At 63.1% G+C, this 19,395-nt stretch carries 21 protein-coding genes; 11 read left to right on the plus strand and 10 right to left on the minus strand.

Annotated elements, in window-relative coordinates:
* The first annotated feature begins 251 nt into the window (after nt 1-251).
* From HY30_RS03175 to HY30_RS03195, 5 genes are all read left to right on the plus strand, one after another.
* Entirely contained in the window at nt 252-1,115 is an 864-nt protein-coding gene (locus HY30_RS03175; protein ID WP_034737035.1) for an NAD(P)-dependent oxidoreductase, read from the plus strand.
* A 4-nt stretch (nt 1,116-1,119) separates the two neighbouring features.
* A complete protein-coding gene (locus HY30_RS03180; RefSeq protein ID WP_034737037.1) occupies nt 1,120-2,121 on the plus strand; it encodes a TIGR00341 family protein in 1,002 nt (333 codons plus the stop codon).
* Nucleotides 2,122-2,202: 81 nt separating this feature from the next.
* On the plus strand, nt 2,203-2,637 hold the full coding sequence (locus HY30_RS03185; protein ID WP_051614731.1) for a DUF1801 domain-containing protein: 435 nt from the start codon (nt 2,203-2,205) through the stop codon (nt 2,635-2,637).
* Nucleotides 2,638-2,648: 11 nt separating this feature from the next.
* On the plus strand, nt 2,649-3,083 hold the full coding sequence (locus tag HY30_RS03190; protein WP_034737040.1) for a DUF1801 domain-containing protein: 435 nt from the start codon (nt 2,649-2,651) through the stop codon (nt 3,081-3,083).
* Nucleotides 3,080-3,634 carry a GNAT family N-acetyltransferase gene (locus HY30_RS03195; protein WP_034737042.1) on the plus strand — a complete coding sequence of 185 codons (555 nt, stop codon included), beginning with the start codon at nt 3,080-3,082 and terminating at the stop codon, nt 3,632-3,634. Before HY30_RS03190 ends, HY30_RS03195 begins: the two co-directional genes overlap by 4 nt.
* Here the strand turns inward: HY30_RS03195 and HY30_RS03200 are convergent.
* Nucleotides 3,631-4,116, minus strand: a complete 486-nt coding sequence (locus HY30_RS03200) for a flavodoxin family protein (protein WP_034737044.1) — start codon at nt 4,114-4,116, stop codon at nt 3,631-3,633. The two genes, HY30_RS03195 and HY30_RS03200, sit on opposite strands and share 4 nt — an antisense overlap.
* A gap of 121 nt (nt 4,117-4,237) precedes the next feature.
* On the opposite strand from HY30_RS03200, the gene HY30_RS19005 reads away from it, so the two are divergent.
* Together HY30_RS19005 and HY30_RS03210 are read left to right on the plus strand one after the other, a co-directional pair.
* A complete protein-coding gene (locus tag HY30_RS19005; RefSeq protein WP_162176882.1) occupies nt 4,238-6,136 on the plus strand; it encodes a tetratricopeptide repeat protein in 1,899 nt (632 codons plus the stop codon).
* Between the two features lie 14 nt (nt 6,137-6,150).
* On the plus strand, nt 6,151-8,121 hold the full coding sequence (locus HY30_RS03210; protein WP_155839229.1) for a cell envelope integrity TolA family protein: 1,971 nt from the start codon (nt 6,151-6,153) through the stop codon (nt 8,119-8,121).
* An 8-nt stretch (nt 8,122-8,129) separates the two neighbouring features.
* On the opposite strand, the gene HY30_RS03215 is transcribed toward HY30_RS03210, so the two are convergent.
* The 4 genes from HY30_RS03215 to HY30_RS03230 all read right to left on the minus strand — a co-directional run bounded on the left by HY30_RS03215 (nt 8,130) and on the right by HY30_RS03230 (nt 12,113).
* Nucleotides 8,130-8,807 carry a nitroreductase gene (locus tag HY30_RS03215; RefSeq protein ID WP_034737049.1) on the minus strand — a complete coding sequence of 226 codons (678 nt, stop codon included), beginning with the start codon at nt 8,805-8,807 and terminating at the stop codon, nt 8,130-8,132.
* 73 nt (nt 8,808-8,880) lie between these two features.
* Complete coding sequence (locus HY30_RS03220; protein ID WP_051614735.1) at nt 8,881-10,521, minus strand: GMC family oxidoreductase; 1,641 nt, start codon at nt 10,519-10,521, stop codon at nt 8,881-8,883.
* Nucleotides 10,493-11,338 (minus strand): helix-turn-helix domain-containing protein, encoded by an 846-nt coding sequence (locus HY30_RS03225; RefSeq protein WP_034737051.1) that lies wholly within the window; start codon nt 11,336-11,338, stop codon nt 10,493-10,495. The genes HY30_RS03220 and HY30_RS03225 overlap by 29 nt, the downstream gene beginning before the upstream one ends.
* Nucleotides 11,339-11,759: 421 nt before the next feature.
* Nucleotides 11,760-12,113 carry a hypothetical protein gene (locus HY30_RS03230; RefSeq protein ID WP_034737052.1) on the minus strand — a complete coding sequence of 118 codons (354 nt, stop codon included), beginning with the start codon at nt 12,111-12,113 and terminating at the stop codon, nt 11,760-11,762.
* 310 nt (nt 12,114-12,423) lie between these two features.
* Here HY30_RS03230 and HY30_RS03235 point away from each other — a divergent pair, with 310 nt between their 5' ends.
* On the plus strand, nt 12,424-12,759 hold the full coding sequence (locus tag HY30_RS03235; RefSeq protein ID WP_034737053.1) for a hypothetical protein: 336 nt from the start codon (nt 12,424-12,426) through the stop codon (nt 12,757-12,759).
* Nucleotides 12,760-12,833: 74 nt separating this feature from the next.
* Here HY30_RS03235 and HY30_RS03240 read toward each other — a convergent pair whose 3' ends face one another.
* A complete protein-coding gene (locus tag HY30_RS03240; RefSeq protein WP_051614737.1) occupies nt 12,834-13,511 on the minus strand; it encodes a cytochrome b/b6 domain-containing protein in 678 nt (225 codons plus the stop codon).
* A gap of 6 nt (nt 13,512-13,517) precedes the next feature.
* Nucleotides 13,518-14,033 carry a c-type cytochrome gene (locus HY30_RS19930; protein WP_034737054.1) on the minus strand — a complete coding sequence of 172 codons (516 nt, stop codon included), beginning with the start codon at nt 14,031-14,033 and terminating at the stop codon, nt 13,518-13,520.
* Nucleotides 14,034-14,459: 426 nt separating this feature from the next.
* Between HY30_RS19930 and HY30_RS03250 the strand changes: the two genes are divergently transcribed.
* Complete coding sequence (locus tag HY30_RS03250) at nt 14,460-16,358, plus strand: winged helix-turn-helix domain-containing tetratricopeptide repeat protein (protein ID WP_034737055.1); 1,899 nt, start codon at nt 14,460-14,462, stop codon at nt 16,356-16,358.
* Nucleotides 16,359-16,386: 28 nt separating this feature from the next.
* Here HY30_RS03250 and HY30_RS03255 read toward each other — a convergent pair whose 3' ends face one another.
* Nucleotides 16,387-17,241 (minus strand): metal-dependent hydrolase, encoded by an 855-nt coding sequence (locus tag HY30_RS03255; RefSeq protein WP_034737056.1) that lies wholly within the window; start codon nt 17,239-17,241, stop codon nt 16,387-16,389.
* 69 nt (nt 17,242-17,310) lie between these two features.
* Between HY30_RS03255 and HY30_RS03260 the strand changes: the two genes are divergently transcribed.
* The gene (locus tag HY30_RS03260) at nt 17,311-17,913 is read left to right on the plus strand and encodes a TetR/AcrR family transcriptional regulator (RefSeq protein WP_034737057.1); all 603 of its coding nucleotides are present in this window, start codon (nt 17,311-17,313) and stop codon (nt 17,911-17,913) included.
* Between the two features lie 76 nt (nt 17,914-17,989).
* The gene (locus tag HY30_RS03265) at nt 17,990-18,475 is read left to right on the plus strand and encodes a DUF2165 family protein (RefSeq protein ID WP_034737058.1); all 486 of its coding nucleotides are present in this window, start codon (nt 17,990-17,992) and stop codon (nt 18,473-18,475) included.
* A gap of 9 nt (nt 18,476-18,484) precedes the next feature.
* On the opposite strand, the gene HY30_RS03270 is transcribed toward HY30_RS03265, so the two are convergent.
* Both HY30_RS03270 and HY30_RS03275 read right to left on the minus strand, forming a co-directional pair.
* Nucleotides 18,485-18,841, minus strand: coding sequence for a hypothetical protein (locus tag HY30_RS03270; protein ID WP_034737059.1), 357 nt, complete (start codon nt 18,839-18,841; stop codon nt 18,485-18,487).
* A gap of 137 nt (nt 18,842-18,978) precedes the next feature.
* The gene (locus tag HY30_RS03275; RefSeq protein ID WP_034737061.1) at nt 18,979-19,380 is read right to left on the minus strand and encodes a VOC family protein; all 402 of its coding nucleotides are present in this window, start codon (nt 19,378-19,380) and stop codon (nt 18,979-18,981) included.
* Nucleotides 19,381-19,395: the final 15 nt, after the last annotated feature.

A 19,395-nucleotide genomic window follows, 5' to 3' on the forward strand; every position in this document is an offset into this window, starting at 1 on the left:
GCCCGCGTATCGCCGAGAGTGAGTGGCAGTTGCCATGCGCTCGAAACCGATCCTTCTGATCAACACTCACAGTCATAGCAGGGCTTGGTGAAGGTCAGCTCTAGGCGGAACGGTGGATTTCGATGAAATTTCAACGAATTCTGGCCTGTGGATGGGGCACGACCTATGTTCAGGGCAGTGGTTCCCCGGGCGACGCCTTGAAGTCATTCGGCGAAGGCGTCACTGATGGCAAAGACACAGGAGACACTTGTATGGCGCGGACGGCATTTCTTGGACTGGGCGTGATGGGCTTTCACATGGCGGGCCACCTCGCCCGGGCGGGCCATCAGGTCAGCGTGTGGAACCGGACAGGCGCCAAGGCCGCCAAGTGGAAGAAGGATCACAAGGGCGAAGTGGCGAAGGACCCGGCGACGGCGGCCTTCGGTGCGGAATTCGTGTTCCTCTGCCTCGGCGACGACCCGGACGTGCGCACCGTGTTCGATGCGCTGGAGCCGAGCCTCGGCGCCGGCATGATCGTGGTCGACCACACAACGGCCTCGGCCGGTCTCTCGCGGGAACTGCATGAACGCTGCAAGGCCAAGGGCGCGCACTTCATTGATGCGCCGATCTCGGGAGGCGAGGCAGGCGCCATCAACGGCAAGCTGACCATCATGTGCGGCGGCGAGGAAAGCGCCTTCGCGGCGGCTGAGCCGGTTATGGCGGCGTTCGGCAAGAAGATGACTCTGATCGGGGAGAGCGGCGCGGGGCAGCTGGCCAAGTCCGTCAACCAGATCTGCATTGCGGGCATTGTGCAGGGCCTCGCCGAAGGGCTGCACTTTGCCGAGAAGGCGGGGCTGGATGCGGCCAAGGTGATCGAGGCGATCACCGGCGGCGCGGCCCAGAGCTGGCAGATGGAGAACCGCTGGAAGACGATGGTCGAGGGGCATTTCGAGCATGGCTTCGCGGTTGACTGGATGCGTAAGGACCTGCGGATCACGCTGGAAGCGGCGCGCGAGAATGGCGCCAGCCTGCCGCTGACGGCGACAGTGGACCAGTATTATGCCGACGTGCAGGCCATGGGCGGCGCACGCTGGGATACGAGCAGCCTGATCGCCCGCCTGACCCGGGACGCGTAGGCGCATGCGGCGCCTCGATATCCACCTCGCACAGGATGCCGCCTGCGACACGGTGATCAGCGCCATCAAGGCGGCTGACCCGATCGACTATGTCGTCATGGAGACCGAGCAGACCGACCGGTGCATGATTTCCGTGTTCATGCGCGACGGCACCAACCAGACGCTGATGGACAATATCCAGATGGCGCTGGAAGGCCGCAATGACTGGCGCGTGGCCGTGCTGCCCATCGAGGCGACTGCGCCGAAACTGGAAGAGGCCAAGGGCGAGAAGGCCATCAATGCCGACCAGGCGACCCGCGAGGAATTGTTTTCGGACATTTCGGACGGCGCGCGGCTGGACCGGAATTTCGTCATCATGGTCGTCCTGTCGACCATCGTGGCGGCGATCGGCCTGAACTCGGATGGCATCGCGGCCGTGATCGGCGCGATGGTGATTGCGCCATTGCTGGGCCCGATCCTCGGCTTTTCGATGGGCGCGGCGCTTGGCGATTTCGACCTGCTGAAGCGGGGCTTCATTACGCTCGCGGTGGGGATATTCACGGCGCTGGCCGTGTCGTTCGCGATCTCGTTCATGCTGCCGCTGAACCTGCAGAGCCACGAGCTGATGTCGCGGGCCGAAGTGCGCGTGGACGGGCTGGCGCTCGCCATGGCGGCGGGTGGCGCGGCGGCGCTGTCGCTGACACGCGGGCAGGCCGAGGCACTGGTCGGCGTGATGGTGGCCGCGGCGCTGTTGCCGCCGGGCGCGGCGCTGGGCCTGTTTGCAGGCGGCGGGGAATATGACCTCGCTTTGCGCGCGGCCCTGCTGCTGGCGCTGAACGTGGCGAGCCTGATCCTGTCGGCGCTGCTCGTGTTCCGGCTGCGCAAGATCCGCCCGCGCAAGTGGATCGAGCAGAAGAATGCGACCTGGGCCGTGTGGCTGAATGCCGGTCTGTCCGCCTTTTTCCTGATCGTCGCGGCGACACTGATTGTGCTGCTTGACCTCGGGGCCAAGGTCGAAATCGGCTAAGTGCAGGATATTTTGGACTTTTTGGGCCTGTGGCTGTAAGGTAACACTAACTTTCACTTCAAAGGACTGTGTCACCCACCCATGACCGTTGTAGAACCCGTCGCTAATGTCTCCCAATCCCGTGTCGAACGCTATATTTCCACTCTCGATGATCCGCAGCGCAAGGCGGAATCGGAAGCCCTGCTGGCCCTGTTTGCCCGTGTGACGGACCTCCCAGCCATGATCTGGGGGACGCACAAGGTCGGCTATGGCCGCTATGCCTATACGATGGATGGCGGGCGCAGCAGCGAGTTCATGATTGCCGGGTTCGAGCCCGCCAAGAAGCATGTCATCGTCTACCTGTCGCCGGACTTTGAAGAGTTCACGGCGCCGCTGGAAATCCTCGGCAAGCATGAGAAGGGCAAGTCCTGCATCTTCATCAAGGCGCTCAAGGACGTGAACCTGGCCGCGCTGGAAGAAATGGTGCGCCTCGGCATGGCCTCCACCGAGAAGAACTACAAGACAAGCGAGAGCTGAGGCCGGGGGCGATGGGGAAAGCCGCGAACAAGACGCAGCAGACCACCCTTTCGCCCGAGGCTTTCATTGCCGGCATTGAGTCTCCGCGCCGCAAGGCCGACGCGGAGACCCTGCTCGTGTGGTTCGGCGACGTCACCGGCCTGAAGCCGAAGATGTGGGGTCCGTCGATCATCGGCTATGGCCGCTATCACTACAAATATGAGAGCGGCCGCGAAGGCGACATGCTGATGACCGGCTTCTCGCCGCGCAAGGCCTCGCTCGTGCTTTACATCATGCCCGGCCATGAGGGCATGGATGCGTTGCTCGCCCGCCTCGGCAAGCACAAGACCGGGGCAGGTTGCCTCTATATCAACACGCTGGCCGACGTGGATATGGACGTGTTGCGCGAGATGGTCGAAGAGGGCGTGGCGCATATGCGCGCCACCTATGAGACCTGGGACGAATGAGCGAGACTTTTGTATTCCGTCACCGCGTTGCGACGGAAGAGGACATACCGGCCATCGTGGACCTGATGAAGGCCTCGATTGCCGAGAACATGAAGGCCTTCCTGTCGGCTGAGGAAATCGCCGCCGCGCAGGAGTCGATGGGGCTCGACCGCTCCTTGATCAATGATGGCACTTATTTCGTGATCGAGACGGACGTGGACGGCGCGACCGTCATGGCGGCGTGTGGCGGCTGGGGCAAGCGCCGCACGCTCTATGGCGGCGACCAGACGGCGGGCCGCGACGACTCGCTGGCCGACCCGGCGATCCATGCCGCGCGCATCCGCGCCATGTATACGCATCCGGGCTGGACGCGGCGGGGCATCGGCTCGCTGCTGCTGGACCTTGGCGAGGGCGCGGCGCGGGAAGCAGGGTTCAAGACGATCGAGCTGGGCTCCACCGTGCCGGGCTATCCGCTTTATCTGGCGCGGGGGTATGAGCCCTATCACACCGAGGAACAGGTCGCCTCGAACGGTCAGGTGAAGACTGTCATCCATATGCGCAAGACGCTCTAGAACGCGCCCATGGCGAGGCCGGCGCCAAGGGCCTGGCCGAGATTGGCGCAGCGTGTGAGGCCCGCCTCGGGAATGGTCTTTGGCGCGAGGATGTCTTCCTGCGTCTGCGCATTGGTGCAGATGATGATTGGCGGCTGGGCTTCCTTGAGCCGCCAGCCCATCGCGATGCGGCGGATCTGGCGGGCGGCATTCTCGCCATCTGACCCTGCGCAAACCATCTGGGCATAGGGACGGCCCTCGACCTGACCGAGCATCGGGTAATAGCAGCGGTCGAAGAATTCCTTCATCTCGCCGGAGAGGCCTGCGAGATTTTCCGGCGCGGCGAAAAGGAAGCCGCTGGCGGCGAACATGTCGAACGGGGTCGTGTCTTCGGCGCGCTTGAGGATGGTCTCGGTTTCGGCGCGCGCAGCTTCGGCGGCCGCCTCTGCCATTTGCAGGGTGCCACCAGTGCGGGAGTGCCAGACGATAAGGAGTTGCGCCATGTTCGCGTCATAAAACGAAATGTGCGGGATAGGCAATCCGGCCGATGGCGAGAATGTACAATCCCCGCGCCGCGGCGACAGGCAGCATGGTCTCAAGGATACCATGACGGGGGAACGGACAATGTCGCAGGCCTGGAAATCGATTCTTCAAACACTCGGCACGGCGATTGCCCTGATGGCGCTGGCGCCGTCCGCGTTGGCGGAATCAACCGATGCCACGCTCAAGGCGGACATGGCCGCCTGCAAGCAGGCGAACGACAACAAGGCCTGCGAGGAGGCCTATGACTATTACGACGCCCGACTGGACGATGCGAAGGGCAAGAAGGCGGCGGGTTACGTGGCCGAGATGGTCGTGCTGGCAGATACGGGGTGTGCTGCAGGCAATGGCTGGCTCTGCACCGAAATCGGCGTGTCGTACAAGAACGGTTACAAGGGGCGGGCCGAGGACCAGGTGCTCGGGCTGCAGCATAATCTGAGGGCCTGCGATCTCGGCAATGGTCTTGGCTGCGCCCGGACGGGGCAGGCGTATCAGACGGGAAAGGGGGTCGCGAAGGACGAGGCGGAGGCGACGCGATATTATCTGAAGGGCTGTGAGCTGGATGGTTCGAACGGCTGCCAGTATCAGGCCTATCTCGTGCTGCTGCAGTATCTGAACAGGATACCCTATTCCAAGGATGCCATTGAAACGCTGAAGGGCCGGTGCGCCGATACGGGCCTTGACGGGGCGGCATGTGTCGAACTCGGCAAGGCGTCCTTCTACGGTGCCTACGATATGCCGGAGGACGAAAAGCAGGCGCGAATATACTGGGGCAAGGCCTGCGCGCGCGCCGTTTATGCGCCCGGGTGCACGCTGCGCGCGCTGCTCGTGCTGAGTGATACGGACATGAGGGAGCCGCATTCGCCGGACAATCTGAACGGTATACAAAGCCTTTATCGCGGCTGCCTGCTGGGTGACCTTCCGGCGTGCGAATTCATGGTTTTCGCCGGGCAGGAATATGCATGGGACTATGAGGACGTTGTTGCACAGGGCATGTATGGCCGCTGCCTGGCGAAGCCGTCCGTCGAGGACTGTACGATGTCGGGCAAGGCGTTCAGGAACTACAGATTTCCGGACCATCCGCTGAAGGGTGAAGTAGCGAGCGACAAGTCGATGCGAGCCCTGACGACGGCGTGCAGGGAATTCAACGTCGCATGCGTCGATGTCGCCAATTCCTATCTGGAAGATCAGAAGTTTACCATGGGGTCCGCCAACCTCGCCATCGGCGTGCTGGAATCTGCTTGCGAAAAAGGCGACGCAGCGGCCTGCGCACGCAAGGATGAAGTGGTCGCGGAAACCGGCGGCGTCACGGGCAGCTATATCGACCCCATGCTGAACGATGACGAGCGCTTCCTGCTCGCGCGGTTCGACATCGAAAGCGGTGAGACACAGCGAGGCCGGGAGACGATGCAATGGCTGGCCTTCATGGGCCACACGCACGCCCAGCTCTACCTCGCCTATGCCTACGAGAATGGCCTGAGCGTGGCGCAAAAGGATGCAAGCGGACGGATGCCGGACCTGCCCTATACGGTCAGCGACAAGGAGAGAATGATCTACGAGCTGTTCGATGCGGCAGCGAAGAAGGGCGTACCCGACGCGGCCATGAAGGTTGCCGTAATCAAGTATTCCGAGAACGACCACGAGGGCAGCGACAGCTATGAGAGCGCGATTTACAACGCGCTCTATCTCGGTGCCGACGGCGCCCAGCAGTTCTACGATGCCGTCATCGCCCAGAACAAGGCGCGGACCGAGGCCCAACTCGCAGCGATCCGCGAGATGAACCGCCAGAACATCCAGTCGCGCGACAACATGGATCGCCAGACGGTGCAGAGCGCGTGGGACCAGTATTACAAGCGCCAGGAAGAGCGGAAAGAAGCCGAGGGCGGCGAGGTCTGCGGCACGGTCTATGGCGAAGGCAACTCGACCTATCGCACGTGCATGTCACGGGCGACGGCGATGAAACATTATCGCGGGAATTTCTGACAATGGGGATGCGCATGATCCGGATGATTGGGGCGATGTGGCTGGCGCTCGCCATGGGGATGTTTGCAACCGCGATTGCCCAGGAGCCAGGGACGCCTCCCGTAGCGCAAGTCGCGCTTGATCCGGGTGTGCCATTGAAGGCGCCGAAGAATGGTACACTGAGCGCCCTGTCGCCGATCGGAAAAGTGCTGGTCGGGTGGGAGGCGAAGAAGAAATGGGGACTGGAGCGCGGCGACGCAGTGCCCTTCCATTATGCGCGCTACACGGTGAGCGCCGACACCAAGGTCAAGAAGGGCACCGCCCGCGCCGGCACTGACCTCTACGGCATCTATTACAAGAGCGCCAATGGCAGCTCGAAGAAGGATGGCGACTGGGTGGTCAAACCGGAATGGTCCGGCCTTTTTCCGCTGAACACAGACCAGATGCTGGTGCGGGCACCGGGGACGGAGACCTGGTATGTGCTGCGCCTGTCGAACGGCAAGCTCAAGCAGCTCGACGATGGCGAGATTGCAATCACCCATATCGTGGATGAGGAAGTGACCGATCTCGTCAATCTCTATGGCGATGAGCTCTATTATCTTGTCACCGCCGACAATGGCACGAGCCAGACGATCCGCCTTCTCAGCTGGAACGCGTTCGAGCAGGAATTCTCGCTGCGCGCGCCGATCGACAATGTCGTGCCAGCCGCGACGCTTGGCGAGCCTCCGGTCAAGGTGACGATGCATCAGGATTTCTTCGTGCGCCGCTACAAGGCGGACGGATCGGCCTATGATTTCGTGGTCGTCAGTGACCCGGCTTCGACAAAGAATGTCCAGCCGCGTGTCGCATCGACACTGGAGGTGACCTACCCGTTCAAGCAGGCGATGTATGTGCTGGATGCCGAAAAGCAGCTCTATCTGCCGGTCGAGGATGAAATGTCACTGTCAGCCATGAGAAACGCGCAGGAGAACAATCCGGATTTTCTCGGTGTGCGCCCGGTTGGCCTCGGCGTGACGACCGGCACCAGGGAACATCCGCTGGAAGCCTACAAGGATGGCTTCATGGTCGCCGTGTGGAACACGCCGAAGGGCGAGCGCCTTGCCGTGCTCAAGCCCGACTGGCGCAGCTACATGTATTCCATCGATACCTGGAGCGCGGCCTACAAGCCGGAAAGGTCGACCTATTATTTCAACTATCTGAATCCGCATCATGCCGCGGCTTCGAAATCATGGGCAGCCTATAGCGAGATCTATCCGATCTACATACCCGACGAGGTTCGCAATGACCCCGATCCGGAGCTCGCCATATACAGTGGCATTTATTGCGTGGGGCCCGATGGGACCGTCGATGTGAACGTGGTGCAGGCCGGTTTCGCTGACGGCTGGTACTTCCGCGCCAACCCGGAACGGCTGGAGGACATGGACGCGGCGCGCGAATTCGTTGCGCAGGCCATGACGGTTGAGGGACGCCGCGCCGTGCATGCCCATCTGGGGAAACTGATCGCTGACAAGCAGGACAGGATTGCCGCCTCGGAACTTCGCAAGAAGGAGGCTGAGCAGGCAGCGATCGTGGCGCGCCGCGAGGCCCAGGAGAAGGCGCTCGAGGCCAAGCATGGGGAGATCAGATCCCTCCTGGCAAGGGGAGACTATTACCGCGCACTGGACCTTGCCTATATCGAACCCCGTTTCCTGCCCGAGGCCATCAAGGCGACGATGGATGCGGGCTATGAAAACCTGGTCACGCTCGAGATGGCCGAGTCCTGCATGTACTGGGCGGACAACTGGCAGGCCGCCTATTGCGGCAACCGGATCTGGAAACTGAAGCCGCCATCGAACCGGACGGTGCAGTACGGCCCGGCCTATTCAGGCTCGTCGAGCGGCTCATCGGCCGCAGCAGATACCAGCCAGTATGACATCATGGAGGCGGCCCGCCAGAGCTCGCGCGATGCCTACAATAGCGGCCGTACTGGCAGCTATCTCTGCGGCTCTGGCCAGTCCTGCAACTAGCGTCCGCGCTAGTCGTCAAAGCCCCGGAACACGGCCGCTTCGTCGACGGACTTGCGGGTTGAGACGACGGCGTTGGCGGGGAAGCTGTCGTCTGGCCAGCCCATGGCGACGCAGGTCTGGATGACCTGATCGTCGGGGATGCCGGCATGTTCGCGCACGACGGGGCTCTGCATGATGCCCTGCGAGTTGATCACACAGCCAAGGCCCCTGGACCATGCGGCGTTGACGAGGCAGTTGACCACGCCGCCGCAGTCGAAGGGCGCGATGTCGCTGCCCTGAATGGACTTGTCATAGGTGATGACGATGGAGACCGGCGCGTCGAACTGGCGGAAGCCGCGCAGCACCCAGTCATGGCGCTTTTCCTTGTCGTGACGCTCGATGCCCATGGCTTCGAAGAGCTGGATGGCGATGCCGATCTGGCGCTCGCGGTGGACGCCTTCATAGCCGGGGCCCATGCGAAATTCGCGACTGTCGGGCACGCCGGCAAGGTTGCGTTCGACATTGCCTTCGCGGATCTTGTCGAGGACGTCACCGGCGACGACGTAGAAGTTCCAGGGCTGGGTGTTGAGCGAGGTGGGCGCGCGCATCGCGAGTTCAAGCACCTCGCGGATCAGGGCCTTGGGAACGGGTTTCTTCTGGTAGCCGCGAATGCTGCGCCGGCCCATGATCACGTCATCGAATTCCATCTGGAAGCTCCCTTATTTTATTGTGCCTGTTTAGGCATATCGGGGCGGGCTCGCCACCCTGCCGTTGCGACAATCAGCCGACCATCTGCCGCGAGACCTTGTCGGCGATCATGATGGTGGGCGTGTTCGTGTTGCCGGACGTGATGGTCGGCATGACCGAGGCGTCGATGACACGCAGGCCCGTGGTGCCGATGACGCGCAGGTCGCTGTCGGTGACGGCGAGCGGATCATCCGGGCGGCCCATGCGGGCGGTGCCGACGGGATGGAAGATGGTCGTGCCGATGTCGCCTGCAGCGCGGGCGAGTGATGCGTCGTCATCACCAACGGCGGGGCCGGGCAGGATTTCGGCGGGGCCGTAGGGCGCGAGCGAGGGCTGTGCCATGAGGCGGCGGGTGACGCGGATGGCGTCGGCGGCGACACGGCGGTCGTCTTCGGTCGCGAGATAGTTTGGCGCGATGACGGGCCTGGCGTGTGGGTCAGCGGAGGGGACGCGGACCTCGCCGCGCGAAGTGGGGCGCAGGTTGCAGGCGCTGACGGTGATGGCGGGCGTGCGGTGGAGCGGCGAGCCGAACTTGTCGAGCGAGAGGGGCTGGACGTGGAATTCGAGATTGGCGCGGGCCTGTGAGGGATCGGAACGCGTGAAGATGCCGAGCTGCGACGGGGCCATGGTGAGCGGGCCGCGCTGGCGCAGGGCATAGTCGAGGCCCATCAGGGCGCGGCGGGGCAGGGAGTGGTAGGTCTCGTTCAGGGTGCGGGCGCCGGTGACGGCATAGATGGCGCGCTGCTGCAGATGGTCCTGCAGGTTGCGGCCAAGGCCGGGGCGGTCGATGCGGGTTTGGATGCCCGCGGACTGGAGCGCGGCGCCGGGGCCGATGCCGGAGCGCTGGAGGATCTGGACCGAACCGATGGCACCGGCCGAGACGATGACCTCGGCGCGGCAGCGGGCGGTGTGGCGGGCGCCGTTCTGGATATACTCGATGCCGACGGCGCGGGTGCCGTCCATGACGAGGCGGTCGGCGAGGCAGCCGGTCTCGACGCGGAGGTTCGGCCGTTTGCGGGCGGGCCGCAGGAAGCCGCGCGCAGCGGACCAGCGGAGGCCCCGTTTCTGGTTCACATGGAAATAGGAGGAGCCTTCATTGTCGCCTGTGTTGAAGTCCGGCACGGCCGGCACGCCCATGTCGCTGGCGGCGCTGCGCACGGCGTCGAGGATGGGCCAGGTGACGCGCGGGGCCTCGACACGCCACTCGCCGCCAGTGGCGTGATGGTCGCTGTCGCCGAGGAAATGATCCTCGATGCGGCGGAAGACGGGGAGGACATCCGACCAGCTCCAGCCGGGCAGGCCAAGGCTCGCCCAATGGTCATAGTCGGCAGCCTGACCGCGCATCGAGATCATGGCATTGATGGCGGACGAGCCGCCGAGCACCTTGCCGCGCGGATAGGCGAGGGCGCGGCCATTCAGGCCGGGTTCGGCCACAGTCTCGAACATCCAGTCGGCGCGCGGATTGCCGATGGCGAAGAGATAGCCGACGGGAATGTGGAACCAGATCCAGTTGTCGGCGCCGCCTGCCTCCAGCAGGAGGACGCTATGCCTGCCCGATGCGGAGAGGCGGTTGGCGACGACGCAGCCGGCGGAACCCGCGCCGACTATGATGTAATCGTATTCGGTTTGCACGTCGCGGCCTGCCTTACCCGACGAGGCTGAAGGGGGATTCATGGGCGATCTGGAGGCGTTCCTTCAGGGTCTGGCGGACGAGGAGGTGCGCGCCCTTTATGAACTCGCTGGGTGTGCGGCCGTTGAAATGCTTGAACTCGCGAATGAAGTGCGACTGGTCGAAATAGGCCGTGGTGGCGATGTCGCGCCAGTCTGTCAGTTCCTGCCAGGTCAGGCGATTGGCGGAGTGGAGGGCGCGGAACTTGCGGTGGAGGCGCTTGGGCGCGCTGCCGAAATAGAGCTTGCAGAGGCGCTCGACCTGGCGGGCCGAGATGTCGGTGGCGGCTAGGAGGTCTTCCAGTTCGTTGGGCTCGGGATCGGTGATCCATCGGGTGGCGAGGGCGAGGAATTCCTCGTGGACGCGGCGGGCGGGATCGTCCAGCGCGGCGAAGAGCGTGTCGGCGGCGGCCGCGCGGCTGGCGGCATCGGGGGCGTCGAAGACGGGCTGGATATGGTGCAGGCATTCCGGTGGCACATGGTCGGCGAACGGCACGGTGCGGTCTGCCAGCGTGTCCGCAGGAATGCCCAGCATGCGGGCCCAGCCGAGCGGCGTGACCGCAGCGCCGAAGATGAGCGTGTCATCGTCAAAGCCGACACTGCACCATTTATAGGTCGGGCCGCAGAGCAGGGCCGAGCCGGCGGGAAACGTTTCCGGCTTGCCGTTCATGTTGGTGCGGACGGCGCCCCGGATGACGAAGCGGACATTGGCGATTTCGGCGCGCATGACATCGTCGAAGCCGACGGGGATGGTGGTGTCATAATAGCTGCCGACAAGGGCGCGGATATCGGCGCGGGGGAGGACATATTCGAACTGCATCATGGGTATACGCTCCCTCTCGCAGGCCTGATGCCCGTCCTGGTTCTGATGCAAGTTGAACAGGATGGCGAATTTATACAATCCCGGATTCGGATTTGCGGAAATAATCCCTGATCGCCCATCCGGTTCGGATGCCCGTCAAGGCCGAGCTGGACAGGCGTTTCGCAAGGGGGATTCCTTGCTTCTGCCTGCCTGGGGATAGGCGGCGGGAGGCGTGAGTGAGCGCCGAACGGAATGAGCTGGTTAAGGGGACGCACCGCTGTGGATCGGGACCGATAGCCCGCGCCACGGTGACCACTGCGATCATTCGCAGTGGTCAGCTCACTTCGGTCGCTTCACCGACTGACATGACGACCAGCACATGCGGCCGGCATGGCGAGGCCATCCGGTTGCGTGAGTATGGGGTTTGGCAGGCAGGGAGGCGTCAGGACGTGTCGGGCGCCTGGCGGGCCGGAATCAGATGCCATTCGCAGAGAGGCAGGACGGGCGCCGGACGCGCAGGCCGGGCCACAGCCGCGACGGTTTCAGGCATGTCGGATGCGAGGCCGGGCGCGGCCCATGCGGGCACGGACGGGGCCTCGTAAGTATAGCGTGAGGGATCGCGCGGGGCGTCGCTGATGAAGTCCACATGGAGATTGCCGAAGCGATCGACGCGGAAGAGCACGTCGCGCTTGGTGGACTGTATCCACGTCCCAAGGCGCCAGAGCTGGAACCATAGCCATGGCCAGCAGAGCGGATACACGAAGGCATATACACGGGCGCGGGCGGGAAGATCCATGCGTGCATTCTAGGCCGGGTCCAGAGGGGGGTGGACAAGTTTTGAGGCACGGCCCGTGGGCCTTGCAGGATGCGGGCATGTACGTGTGGGAAAGGCCGCCTCATTGTCGCGATTGCCCGGACTCGGATCATTTTTTCCAAAAAAATATTGCGCCGTGATCTGTCAAAATAAATAAAAATTGTAGCGAAAACAGGTGCGTCAACTTTCCGTCAGATGGAAATCAGGCAGACTTCCGGACAAGGATTTACTGATGGGTGAGAGTGGCGAGACAGCAAAGGAACTGTCAACACGCACTCAGGAAACTTGTCTCATGCCCAGCCTCTTCAAAACATTGATCGCCGCTTCCGCCCTTGTCGCCCTGACGGGCGCGGCGTCGGCAGATGAAACATTCATTGCCGATTTTGAATTCACCCCCGACGCCCCCGTTGATGTCACTTATGCGAACTTCGAGAAAACGGCGAAGAAGGCCTGCCGTGTCGAAAGCCGCATGGTGGGCGGCATCGCAGCACGCGTGCAGATCGAGAAACTCTGCCGCGAGCATCTGATGACCGACGCGGTGGCCGCCACGAAAATGGACGCGCTGATCGCCTATCACGAGGGGCGCACCCTGCCCGAAACAAAACTCGAGCTCGCAAGCCGGAACTAGGGTTCTCCAACCCGACCTCAACTGTTCCGGCCCGAAAAGAAGGGGCGCTCGCACGGGCGCCCCTTCGATGCATTTCAGTTGCCGGTGAACCAGACGGCGCTGACGGCCCCTAAGGCGAGCGCGGCCGAGAGGATGACGCGGAGCCAGGACGCGCGGGAATCGGTGGGAACGTGTGGCGCGAAGTCCGCCTCGCTGCGCCGGCCGGTGAGCATGGGGCTGACGAGATTGTCCCGGAAGACAAGGTAATAGGCGGCGATCGCCACGACGTGGAGGGCGATCAGGGCGAGGAGGACGTTGAAGCTCGTCTCGTGGATTTCGGCGAAGAAGCGGCCTGTTTCGAAGGAGACCTTGCTGGCGAGCGGGCCGGATTCGAGGCCGTCCACATCGACAGAAAAGAGGCCGGTCGAGACCTGCGTGACGAGGGCGAGCAGCATGGCGATGACGCTGAGCGAGCCGACGGGATTGTGGCCCGCATGCGGGGTGTGGCGCCGGCCCAGCAGGTCACGGACATAGGCAACAAGGGCGCCCGGCGAGGGCACGAGGCGGGACAGCCGGACCGTTCCCGGACCAATCGTGCCCCAGACAAGGCGATAGGCGAGGAGGCCGAGCAGGACGAGGCCGACCCGCCTGTGCCAGTCCATCATGCCCTGTTCGGCCGTCCACCACATGGTGGCGACGCCGACCACGATGAGCCAGTGGAACAGACGGATCGTCCAGTCCCAGACGAGGACGCGCTTGCCGGGGGCCGTCATCAGGCGCTAGTCGTCTGCGCGATAGGTTTCGTGGCAGGACTTGCAGGTGGCGCCGGTGGCCTTGAAGGCCTCGCTGATGGCGGCGATGTCGCCCGCCTCGGCGGTAGAGGCCAGTGTGGCAGAGGCGGCGTGGAAATCGGCGATCTTGGAATCGAAGTCCGCCTTGTTTTCCCAGATGGCGGGGAGGGCATCAGTCTTCACGCCGGAAGCCGGGCCGGAGCCTTCGGGGAACCAATCGCCCATGTCGGCGGTCTCGGTCGGCACGCTGGCGGCGGCCGCCTGGATGGCGGCCATGTCGGGCTCGCTGGCCTTGAGATTGTCGCTGATGGTCTTGAAGGCCTTGCCGACGGCTTTCAGGTGAGTTTGGCGGGCGTCGACGACTTCGGAGACCGTCATGCCATTGTCGAGGACCGTGGCGGTTTCGGCTGCCGGAGCGGCCGGGGCGTCGCCCGAGCCGCAGGCGCCAAGCAGGGCAAGGCCGGCAAGGGCAGCAAGGGTGAGGCGGGTATGGCGAATCGTCATGTGGCTCTCCGTTCGTGGACTTGCCCCAGTGGTAGGCAAAGTGTGTGACGGGCGCAATCTCCGCCGCGCGAGGCAGGGCGGGAATCCGGAATGCGCGTGAAATCCGGGCAGGGGCGCGAGTCGGCCGGGTGATTTACAGGGACGGTCAGAGGCAAGTAATCGCCCGCAATACAGGGGGCAGCGCTGTTTTTTATTAAAAATATCGATCAGAATTATTTGCTCATGGACGGATGCGATCCGTAATTTCTTCCCTGACTGGACGGATGCATGACGGTTTCCTGCCCTTGAGTTGAGCAATTCTGCAAAGGAATGTTTTGGTTGCATCGTCTGCAAGCACAGGAACGGGTGGCCTCCTGCCCTCGGAGGTGCGTACATACGGGTTATGGGATATTTCTCCCTCAAAAAAATGTCCGGGGGGACGCGCAATTGGAAGATCCGTCGCTCGCAAATCTGGGCCTGGCCCCTTTCCTGATCGGTGACGTTACCGTCACGCCGTCAGCCTTGCGCCTGTCGGGGCCGAAAGGGACGTGCCAGGTGGAGCCAAAGGTCATGACCCTGCTGGTTGTCATGGCGCGGCGGCCGGGCGAGCTCTGGCTGCGGTCTGACCTGATCGACAATGTGTGGCCGGGCGATCTTGGCAGCGACCAGAGCCTGTCGCGGGCCGCTTCGCACCTGCGCAAGGCGCTGAGCAATCCGCATGGCATGGGCGATGCGATCGCGACCGTGCCAAAGCTCGGCTACCGGCTGGATGCGAAGATTGCGACGCAGCCGGGGCAGACGCGGGTGGCCGTATTGCCATTCCGGTCGCTGTCGAAGGATGGTGACCAGGAATATTTCGCCGATGGTCTTGTGGATGAGCTGATCGCACGGCTGGTGCAGGTGCCCGAGCTGATGGTGGCGGGGCGCACCTCGTCTTTCCAGTTCCGCAATTCCGAATTGATCCTGCCGGATATTGCCGCGCGGTTGCGGGTCGACCACCTGATCGAAGGCAGCGTGCAGCATCAGGACGAGCATGTGCGCATCGACATCTGCCTGATTGACGGCAAGACCGGGTTCGAGACCTGGAGCTACCGCTATGCCGGCAAGGTTGGCGACATGTTCGTGTCGCGCGATGAAGTGGCGGCTGCCGTGACGGCTGGCCTGAGCGAGGCGCTGAACGTGGCCCAGCCCGCGCTGAAGCCGCGCCCGATGACCGATAACCGGCTGGCCTATGGCCTCTACCTGCAAGGCCGGGCGCTGACCAATCGTGCGTTTGGCGATGGCTTGCTGGCGAAGGCCATCGATCTGCTGGAGCAGGCGCTGGAACTGGACCCGAACTTTGCCGAATGCTGGACGGCGCTGGCCGAGGCGCATGTCTACAGCGTGGTCTATACGCCCTGCCTGGACAGGCTGGGCGAGACCGAGATCATGGCAGACTGCGCGCGCCGGGCGATTGCGCTGGACCCGTCGCAGGGCCATGCGCGCTCGATGCTGGCGTTGCAGTGCTGGACGCAGAATGATGCGGTCGGCGCCCTGGACCTTGCCTATGAGGCCTACCGGCTGGAGCCGGAGAACCCGGATGTGATTGTCCGGCTTGGTTCGTTCCTGCTCTATTGCGGCCGCACGGCGGAGGCCTTGCCGCTGATCGAGGCGGCGATCGACCGCGACCCGGTGCATGGGCGCAACTATGGCATGCTGTGTATCGCCCATCTCAACCTTGGACATGCCGAGGAAAGCATTGCGGCCGGGCAGCGCATGGTCGACCTGGGCTTTCCGTCCATGTTCCTGGCGACGGCGACGGCCACGGCGGGCGAGCGTGACCTGGCGGTGCAGCAATACTGGCAGACTCGCCTCTTGATGAACTCGGTGATCTTCCCGCCGGTGGGCAGTACGCCGCTGGATGCGGAAGGGCTGGACGCCTATTGGATGATGGCAGCGAAGGGTGTTTGCAGCGGGCTGGAAGAAGACCGCAACGTGTATTGCCAGCTTCTGGAAATGCTGCATGCGACGCTGCACGATCCGTTCGACCCGAGCATCGTGATGCCGGCTGTGTGGATGGGCAACGCGCCGATGGTGTTCAAGACACTGGGCAAGCAGATCACGCCCGCCAACATGATCAGCCTGATGCTGATCTGGGCAGATGTCGATCCGATCCGGAGCGTTTGGCAGCACCCCGATTTCATGCGCTTTGCGACGCATATCGGCCTCGTGGCGGCATGGGACAAATATGGCTGGCCGGACCTGTTGCCGAAGCCAAAGGACGGGACCGGCGCGAGCCTTCCGAAACGCGCAGCCAGGGTGACCGGGCAAAGCCAGCAAACCGCCGGAATACGCGGCCGACGCTAGTCACAATCCGTGGCGAGCTAGGCCGGACCTATTCGGCGGCGACCAGGGTGAACTCTTCCTTCCACTTCGCCATGACATCGCGGTTGTCATGGTCCCATGGGTGGAAGCCGGGTTTGAACCAGGACAGCCAGACTTTCCAGCCCTTGCCGAAGAGGGCGGGTTTCTTCCAGAGGAAGGCCTTCACTTCGCGCAGCCCTTCTTCATAGCTGTAGCCGTCGGCGACCAGCAATCTGGCCGCATGATCGGCCACATGGCTGGTGAAGTGGTGCGTGATGATGCACATCGACAGGCAGCGGCGGAAATAGCGCCGGAAGGGCGGCCAGTCCTTGGTGGCCTCGAGGAAGACGTCATAGGCGACGGCCTTGTGCTCGGTTTCTTCCATTGCGTGCCAGCGCCAGAGGCGCTCCAGCGCGGGATCCGTCTTGCTGAAGAGCGGCTCGCCGTCGATTTCGAGGCCTGTCATCAGGTCTGCCATCATGGATGTGAAATGCTCAAGGCAGATTGTTGCCATCAGCATACGGATCGGACCGCCGGAGCGGCCGAAGGCAATGCGCTCGCGGATTTCGGCCTCGATCTCGTCGACGGGATATTTCGCGCGGTCGATCTTGTTGTTGAGCAGGTGGTGCTCGCGTGAATGGATCGCTTCCTGGGAGATGAAGTCCTTCACGTCCTGCGCCAGCTTGCCGCTGACCTGACTGCGATGGGCCTTCACGGCATCGATGAAGAGGCGCTCGCCATCCGGGAAGGTGAGCGACATGGCGTTGAAAATGGCGGTGGCAACCGGGTCGCCGTCCAGCCAGGGGCCGTTGTCGGCGCCGTCCATGCTGAAATGGAGATCGCGGGGCAGAATCGTCACATCTTCAGGTGTGCGCTTGTTCGTCATCGTTATTAGTGCCTTTTTAGAGCGGAACCGTTACTGAACATGTAGCCAAGATGGATACTACTGACAAAAATGTCAATAAAGAATAAACCGGCCCCGCGCATTCGCCGCTCTCCCGAGGAGTCGCGCAGCAATATCCTGTCGGCGGCGGAATCGCTGTTGGTGCAGCAGGGGCCGCAATCGCTGCGGCTGGCGGACGTGGCCAAGGCGGCAGGCGTGGCCAATGCCACCGTGCTGCACCATTTCGGCTCGATCGATGCGGTGCAGAAGGCGCTGATGGAGCGGATGATCGGCGACCTTGTGGACGCGATCATGGCGATCGAGGTGCCTGCCGACGCGCCCGCGACGGCGCGGGCGACGGGGCTGAAAACGCTGTTCGATGCGTTCGAGACGCGCGGCGCGGCGCGGCTGGCGGCGTGGCTGGAGCTGACCGACGAGACGAGCCGGCTGACGCTGGTGCGCGAGGCGGTGCAGGAAGTGGCGCAGAAGAAGATTGCGAACACGGGCGTGCCGGCCGAGATGGCCGAGGAGCTGATCCTGCTGAGCGTGACGCTGGCGGTGGGCGTCGGCCTGTTCGGGCCGTCGCTCAGCACACTGATCGGCAAGCCGCCGGAGCGGGCGCGCGAGCTGACGCTGCAGATGCTGCTGGCCTATTTGCAGAGCCTGTCGGCCTGAGGGCCTCCCGCTTTCCGGCTTTTGTTGCACTATTTCGTATTCGCCCTAGATTGCTTTAAAAATAGGGGGAGACGTTATGTTACGTATCGTGAAAATGCTGCTGATCCTGAGTGTGGCCGCATGGGCGCTTATTGGCGCGCTTGGCAATGTCATCGACTGGGGTGGAACAACCGGCGCGGTTGCAGCGGCAACGTCGATGTCGACATTTGACACTGTGCCGGCGAGTGCGCGGGCGACGTCGAACCCGGCGGTGATACTGATCGGTGCACTGTTGATTACGACCTTCAAGATCGGCGTCGGCGCCCTCTGCCTTTTGGGGGCGTGGCGCATGTGGGATGCGCGAAGGGGTGATGCCGCGGATTTTGCCAGGGCGAAGTCACTTGCGCTGACCGGCTGCGGTGTCGCCATGTTCATGCTGTTCGCGGGGTGGATCGTGATTGCGGAGACATGGTTCGAGCTGTGGCGCTCACCGGTGCTGCTCGACCCTGTGCTGGGATCGGCCTTCCGGTATGGCGGCTTTATCGCGGTTATTGCGCTGTTTGTCGGGGCGCGGGAAGAGTAGCGCCCCGCGCTATTCCATCGGCAGTTCCAGGAAGTCGAGCGAGCGTTCCATGACGACGGTGCCGAGGTGTTCGCCGTAGACGCGCATGGCGTATTCGAACATGGGCGAGCCGACCTCGTTGAAGCCGACGCCGCAATTGCCGGCGGCGCTCATGCCGGCCGTCATCATCAGCGAGCCGAGCACGCCGGTGGCCTCCTGCTTCTTCTCCTGCAGGGCCAGCAGCATCAGCTGTTTCATCTGGGCAATGTCGGCCTCTGTCGCATTGGCGACCATGCAGGCGGCGACCTCGTCGGCGCGGTCCTCGGCCAGGGCCGGGGCGGCGGTGAGGCATGTGGCAGCAAGGGCAAGGCAAAGCGTGCGGATCATGGGAGGACTCCTGAATGTGACCGCCGAGGGATAGGGGCGGATCGTGGCAGGAATGAGATGGAACTGCGCGTGTGAACCGGAGGTGAAGCCGCGCATTACGGTTGCGTTAGGCTCATGCATTCAAGCCGCGCAGGAGCTTAGTCTCCGTAGAAATTCAGTTCCAGAAGTACGCCGTTCGGCTCGCTGAAGAAAATCTGGCGGAGATTTACCGAAGGAATGTCGTTGGTCCGGAAGTCGATGCTGTGTTCCTTCAGGCGCGCGGAAAATCCTGCATGACCAGTACAGGCAAGAGCGACGTGGTGGATGGCGCCAGTTGCCGGACCAGCCGGTGTTTCACGCTGGAAGGCTTGCGGCGCGGATTTGGAATTGATGTGGAAGATGGCGCGGTTGTTTTCGTCATAGAGCCATTGGTAATGTTCGGGCGGCAGTGGCGCCGGTGCGTCACGGACATCGAGATCAAAGATTTCTACAAAGAAGCGGACGGTTCCGGCAAGGTCGTCGGTTATAATGTTGACGTGATCGAGTGCGTTGACCTTCAATGTGTGTACTCCCTG

This window comes from Hyphomonas chukchiensis (assembly GCF_000682695.1).
Lineage (GTDB): Bacteria > Pseudomonadota > Alphaproteobacteria > Caulobacterales > Hyphomonadaceae > Hyphomonas > Hyphomonas chukchiensis.

What these genes read in the sequence shown, in the direction of transcription:
- HY30_RS03235 (WP_034737053.1), top strand. Translation starts at nt 12,424, where the DNA reads ATGCCCAGCCTCTTCAAAACATTGATCGCCGCTTCCGCCCTTGTCGCC.
- HY30_RS03270 (WP_034737059.1), bottom strand. Translation starts at nt 18,841, where the DNA reads ATGATCCGCACGCTTTGCCTTGCCCTTGCTGCCACATGCCTCACCGCC.
- HY30_RS03185 (WP_051614731.1), top strand. Translation starts at nt 2,203, where the DNA reads ATGACCGTTGTAGAACCCGTCGCTAATGTCTCCCAATCCCGTGTCGAA.
- HY30_RS03230 (WP_034737052.1), bottom strand. Translation starts at nt 12,113, where the DNA reads ATGGATCTTCCCGCCCGCGCCCGTGTATATGCCTTCGTGTATCCGCTC.
- HY30_RS03175 (WP_034737035.1), top strand. Translation starts at nt 252, where the DNA reads ATGGCGCGGACGGCATTTCTTGGACTGGGCGTGATGGGCTTTCACATG.
- HY30_RS03240 (WP_051614737.1), bottom strand. Translation starts at nt 13,511, where the DNA reads ATGACGGCCCCCGGCAAGCGCGTCCTCGTCTGGGACTGGACGATCCGT.
- HY30_RS03200 (WP_034737044.1), bottom strand. Translation starts at nt 4,116, where the DNA reads ATGGCGCAACTCCTTATCGTCTGGCACTCCCGCACTGGTGGCACCCTG.
- HY30_RS03265 (WP_034737058.1), top strand. Translation starts at nt 17,990, where the DNA reads ATGTTACGTATCGTGAAAATGCTGCTGATCCTGAGTGTGGCCGCATGG.
- HY30_RS19005 (WP_162176882.1), top strand. Translation starts at nt 4,238, where the DNA reads ATGTCGCAGGCCTGGAAATCGATTCTTCAAACACTCGGCACGGCGATT.
- HY30_RS03225 (WP_034737051.1), bottom strand. Translation starts at nt 11,338, where the DNA reads ATGATGCAGTTCGAATATGTCCTCCCCCGCGCCGATATCCGCGCCCTT.
- HY30_RS03210 (WP_155839229.1), top strand. Translation starts at nt 6,151, where the DNA reads ATGATCCGGATGATTGGGGCGATGTGGCTGGCGCTCGCCATGGGGATG.
- HY30_RS03255 (WP_034737056.1), bottom strand. Translation starts at nt 17,241, where the DNA reads ATGACGAACAAGCGCACACCTGAAGATGTGACGATTCTGCCCCGCGAT.
- HY30_RS03195 (WP_034737042.1), top strand. Translation starts at nt 3,080, where the DNA reads ATGAGCGAGACTTTTGTATTCCGTCACCGCGTTGCGACGGAAGAGGAC.
- HY30_RS03215 (WP_034737049.1), bottom strand. Translation starts at nt 8,807, where the DNA reads ATGGAATTCGATGACGTGATCATGGGCCGGCGCAGCATTCGCGGCTAC.
- HY30_RS03180 (WP_034737037.1), top strand. Translation starts at nt 1,120, where the DNA reads ATGCGGCGCCTCGATATCCACCTCGCACAGGATGCCGCCTGCGACACG.
- HY30_RS19930 (WP_034737054.1), bottom strand. Translation starts at nt 14,033, where the DNA reads ATGACGATTCGCCATACCCGCCTCACCCTTGCTGCCCTTGCCGGCCTT.
- HY30_RS03260 (WP_034737057.1), top strand. Translation starts at nt 17,311, where the DNA reads ATGTCAATAAAGAATAAACCGGCCCCGCGCATTCGCCGCTCTCCCGAG.
- HY30_RS03190 (WP_034737040.1), top strand. Translation starts at nt 2,649, where the DNA reads ATGGGGAAAGCCGCGAACAAGACGCAGCAGACCACCCTTTCGCCCGAG.
- HY30_RS03220 (WP_051614735.1), bottom strand. Translation starts at nt 10,521, where the DNA reads ATGAATCCCCCTTCAGCCTCGTCGGGTAAGGCAGGCCGCGACGTGCAA.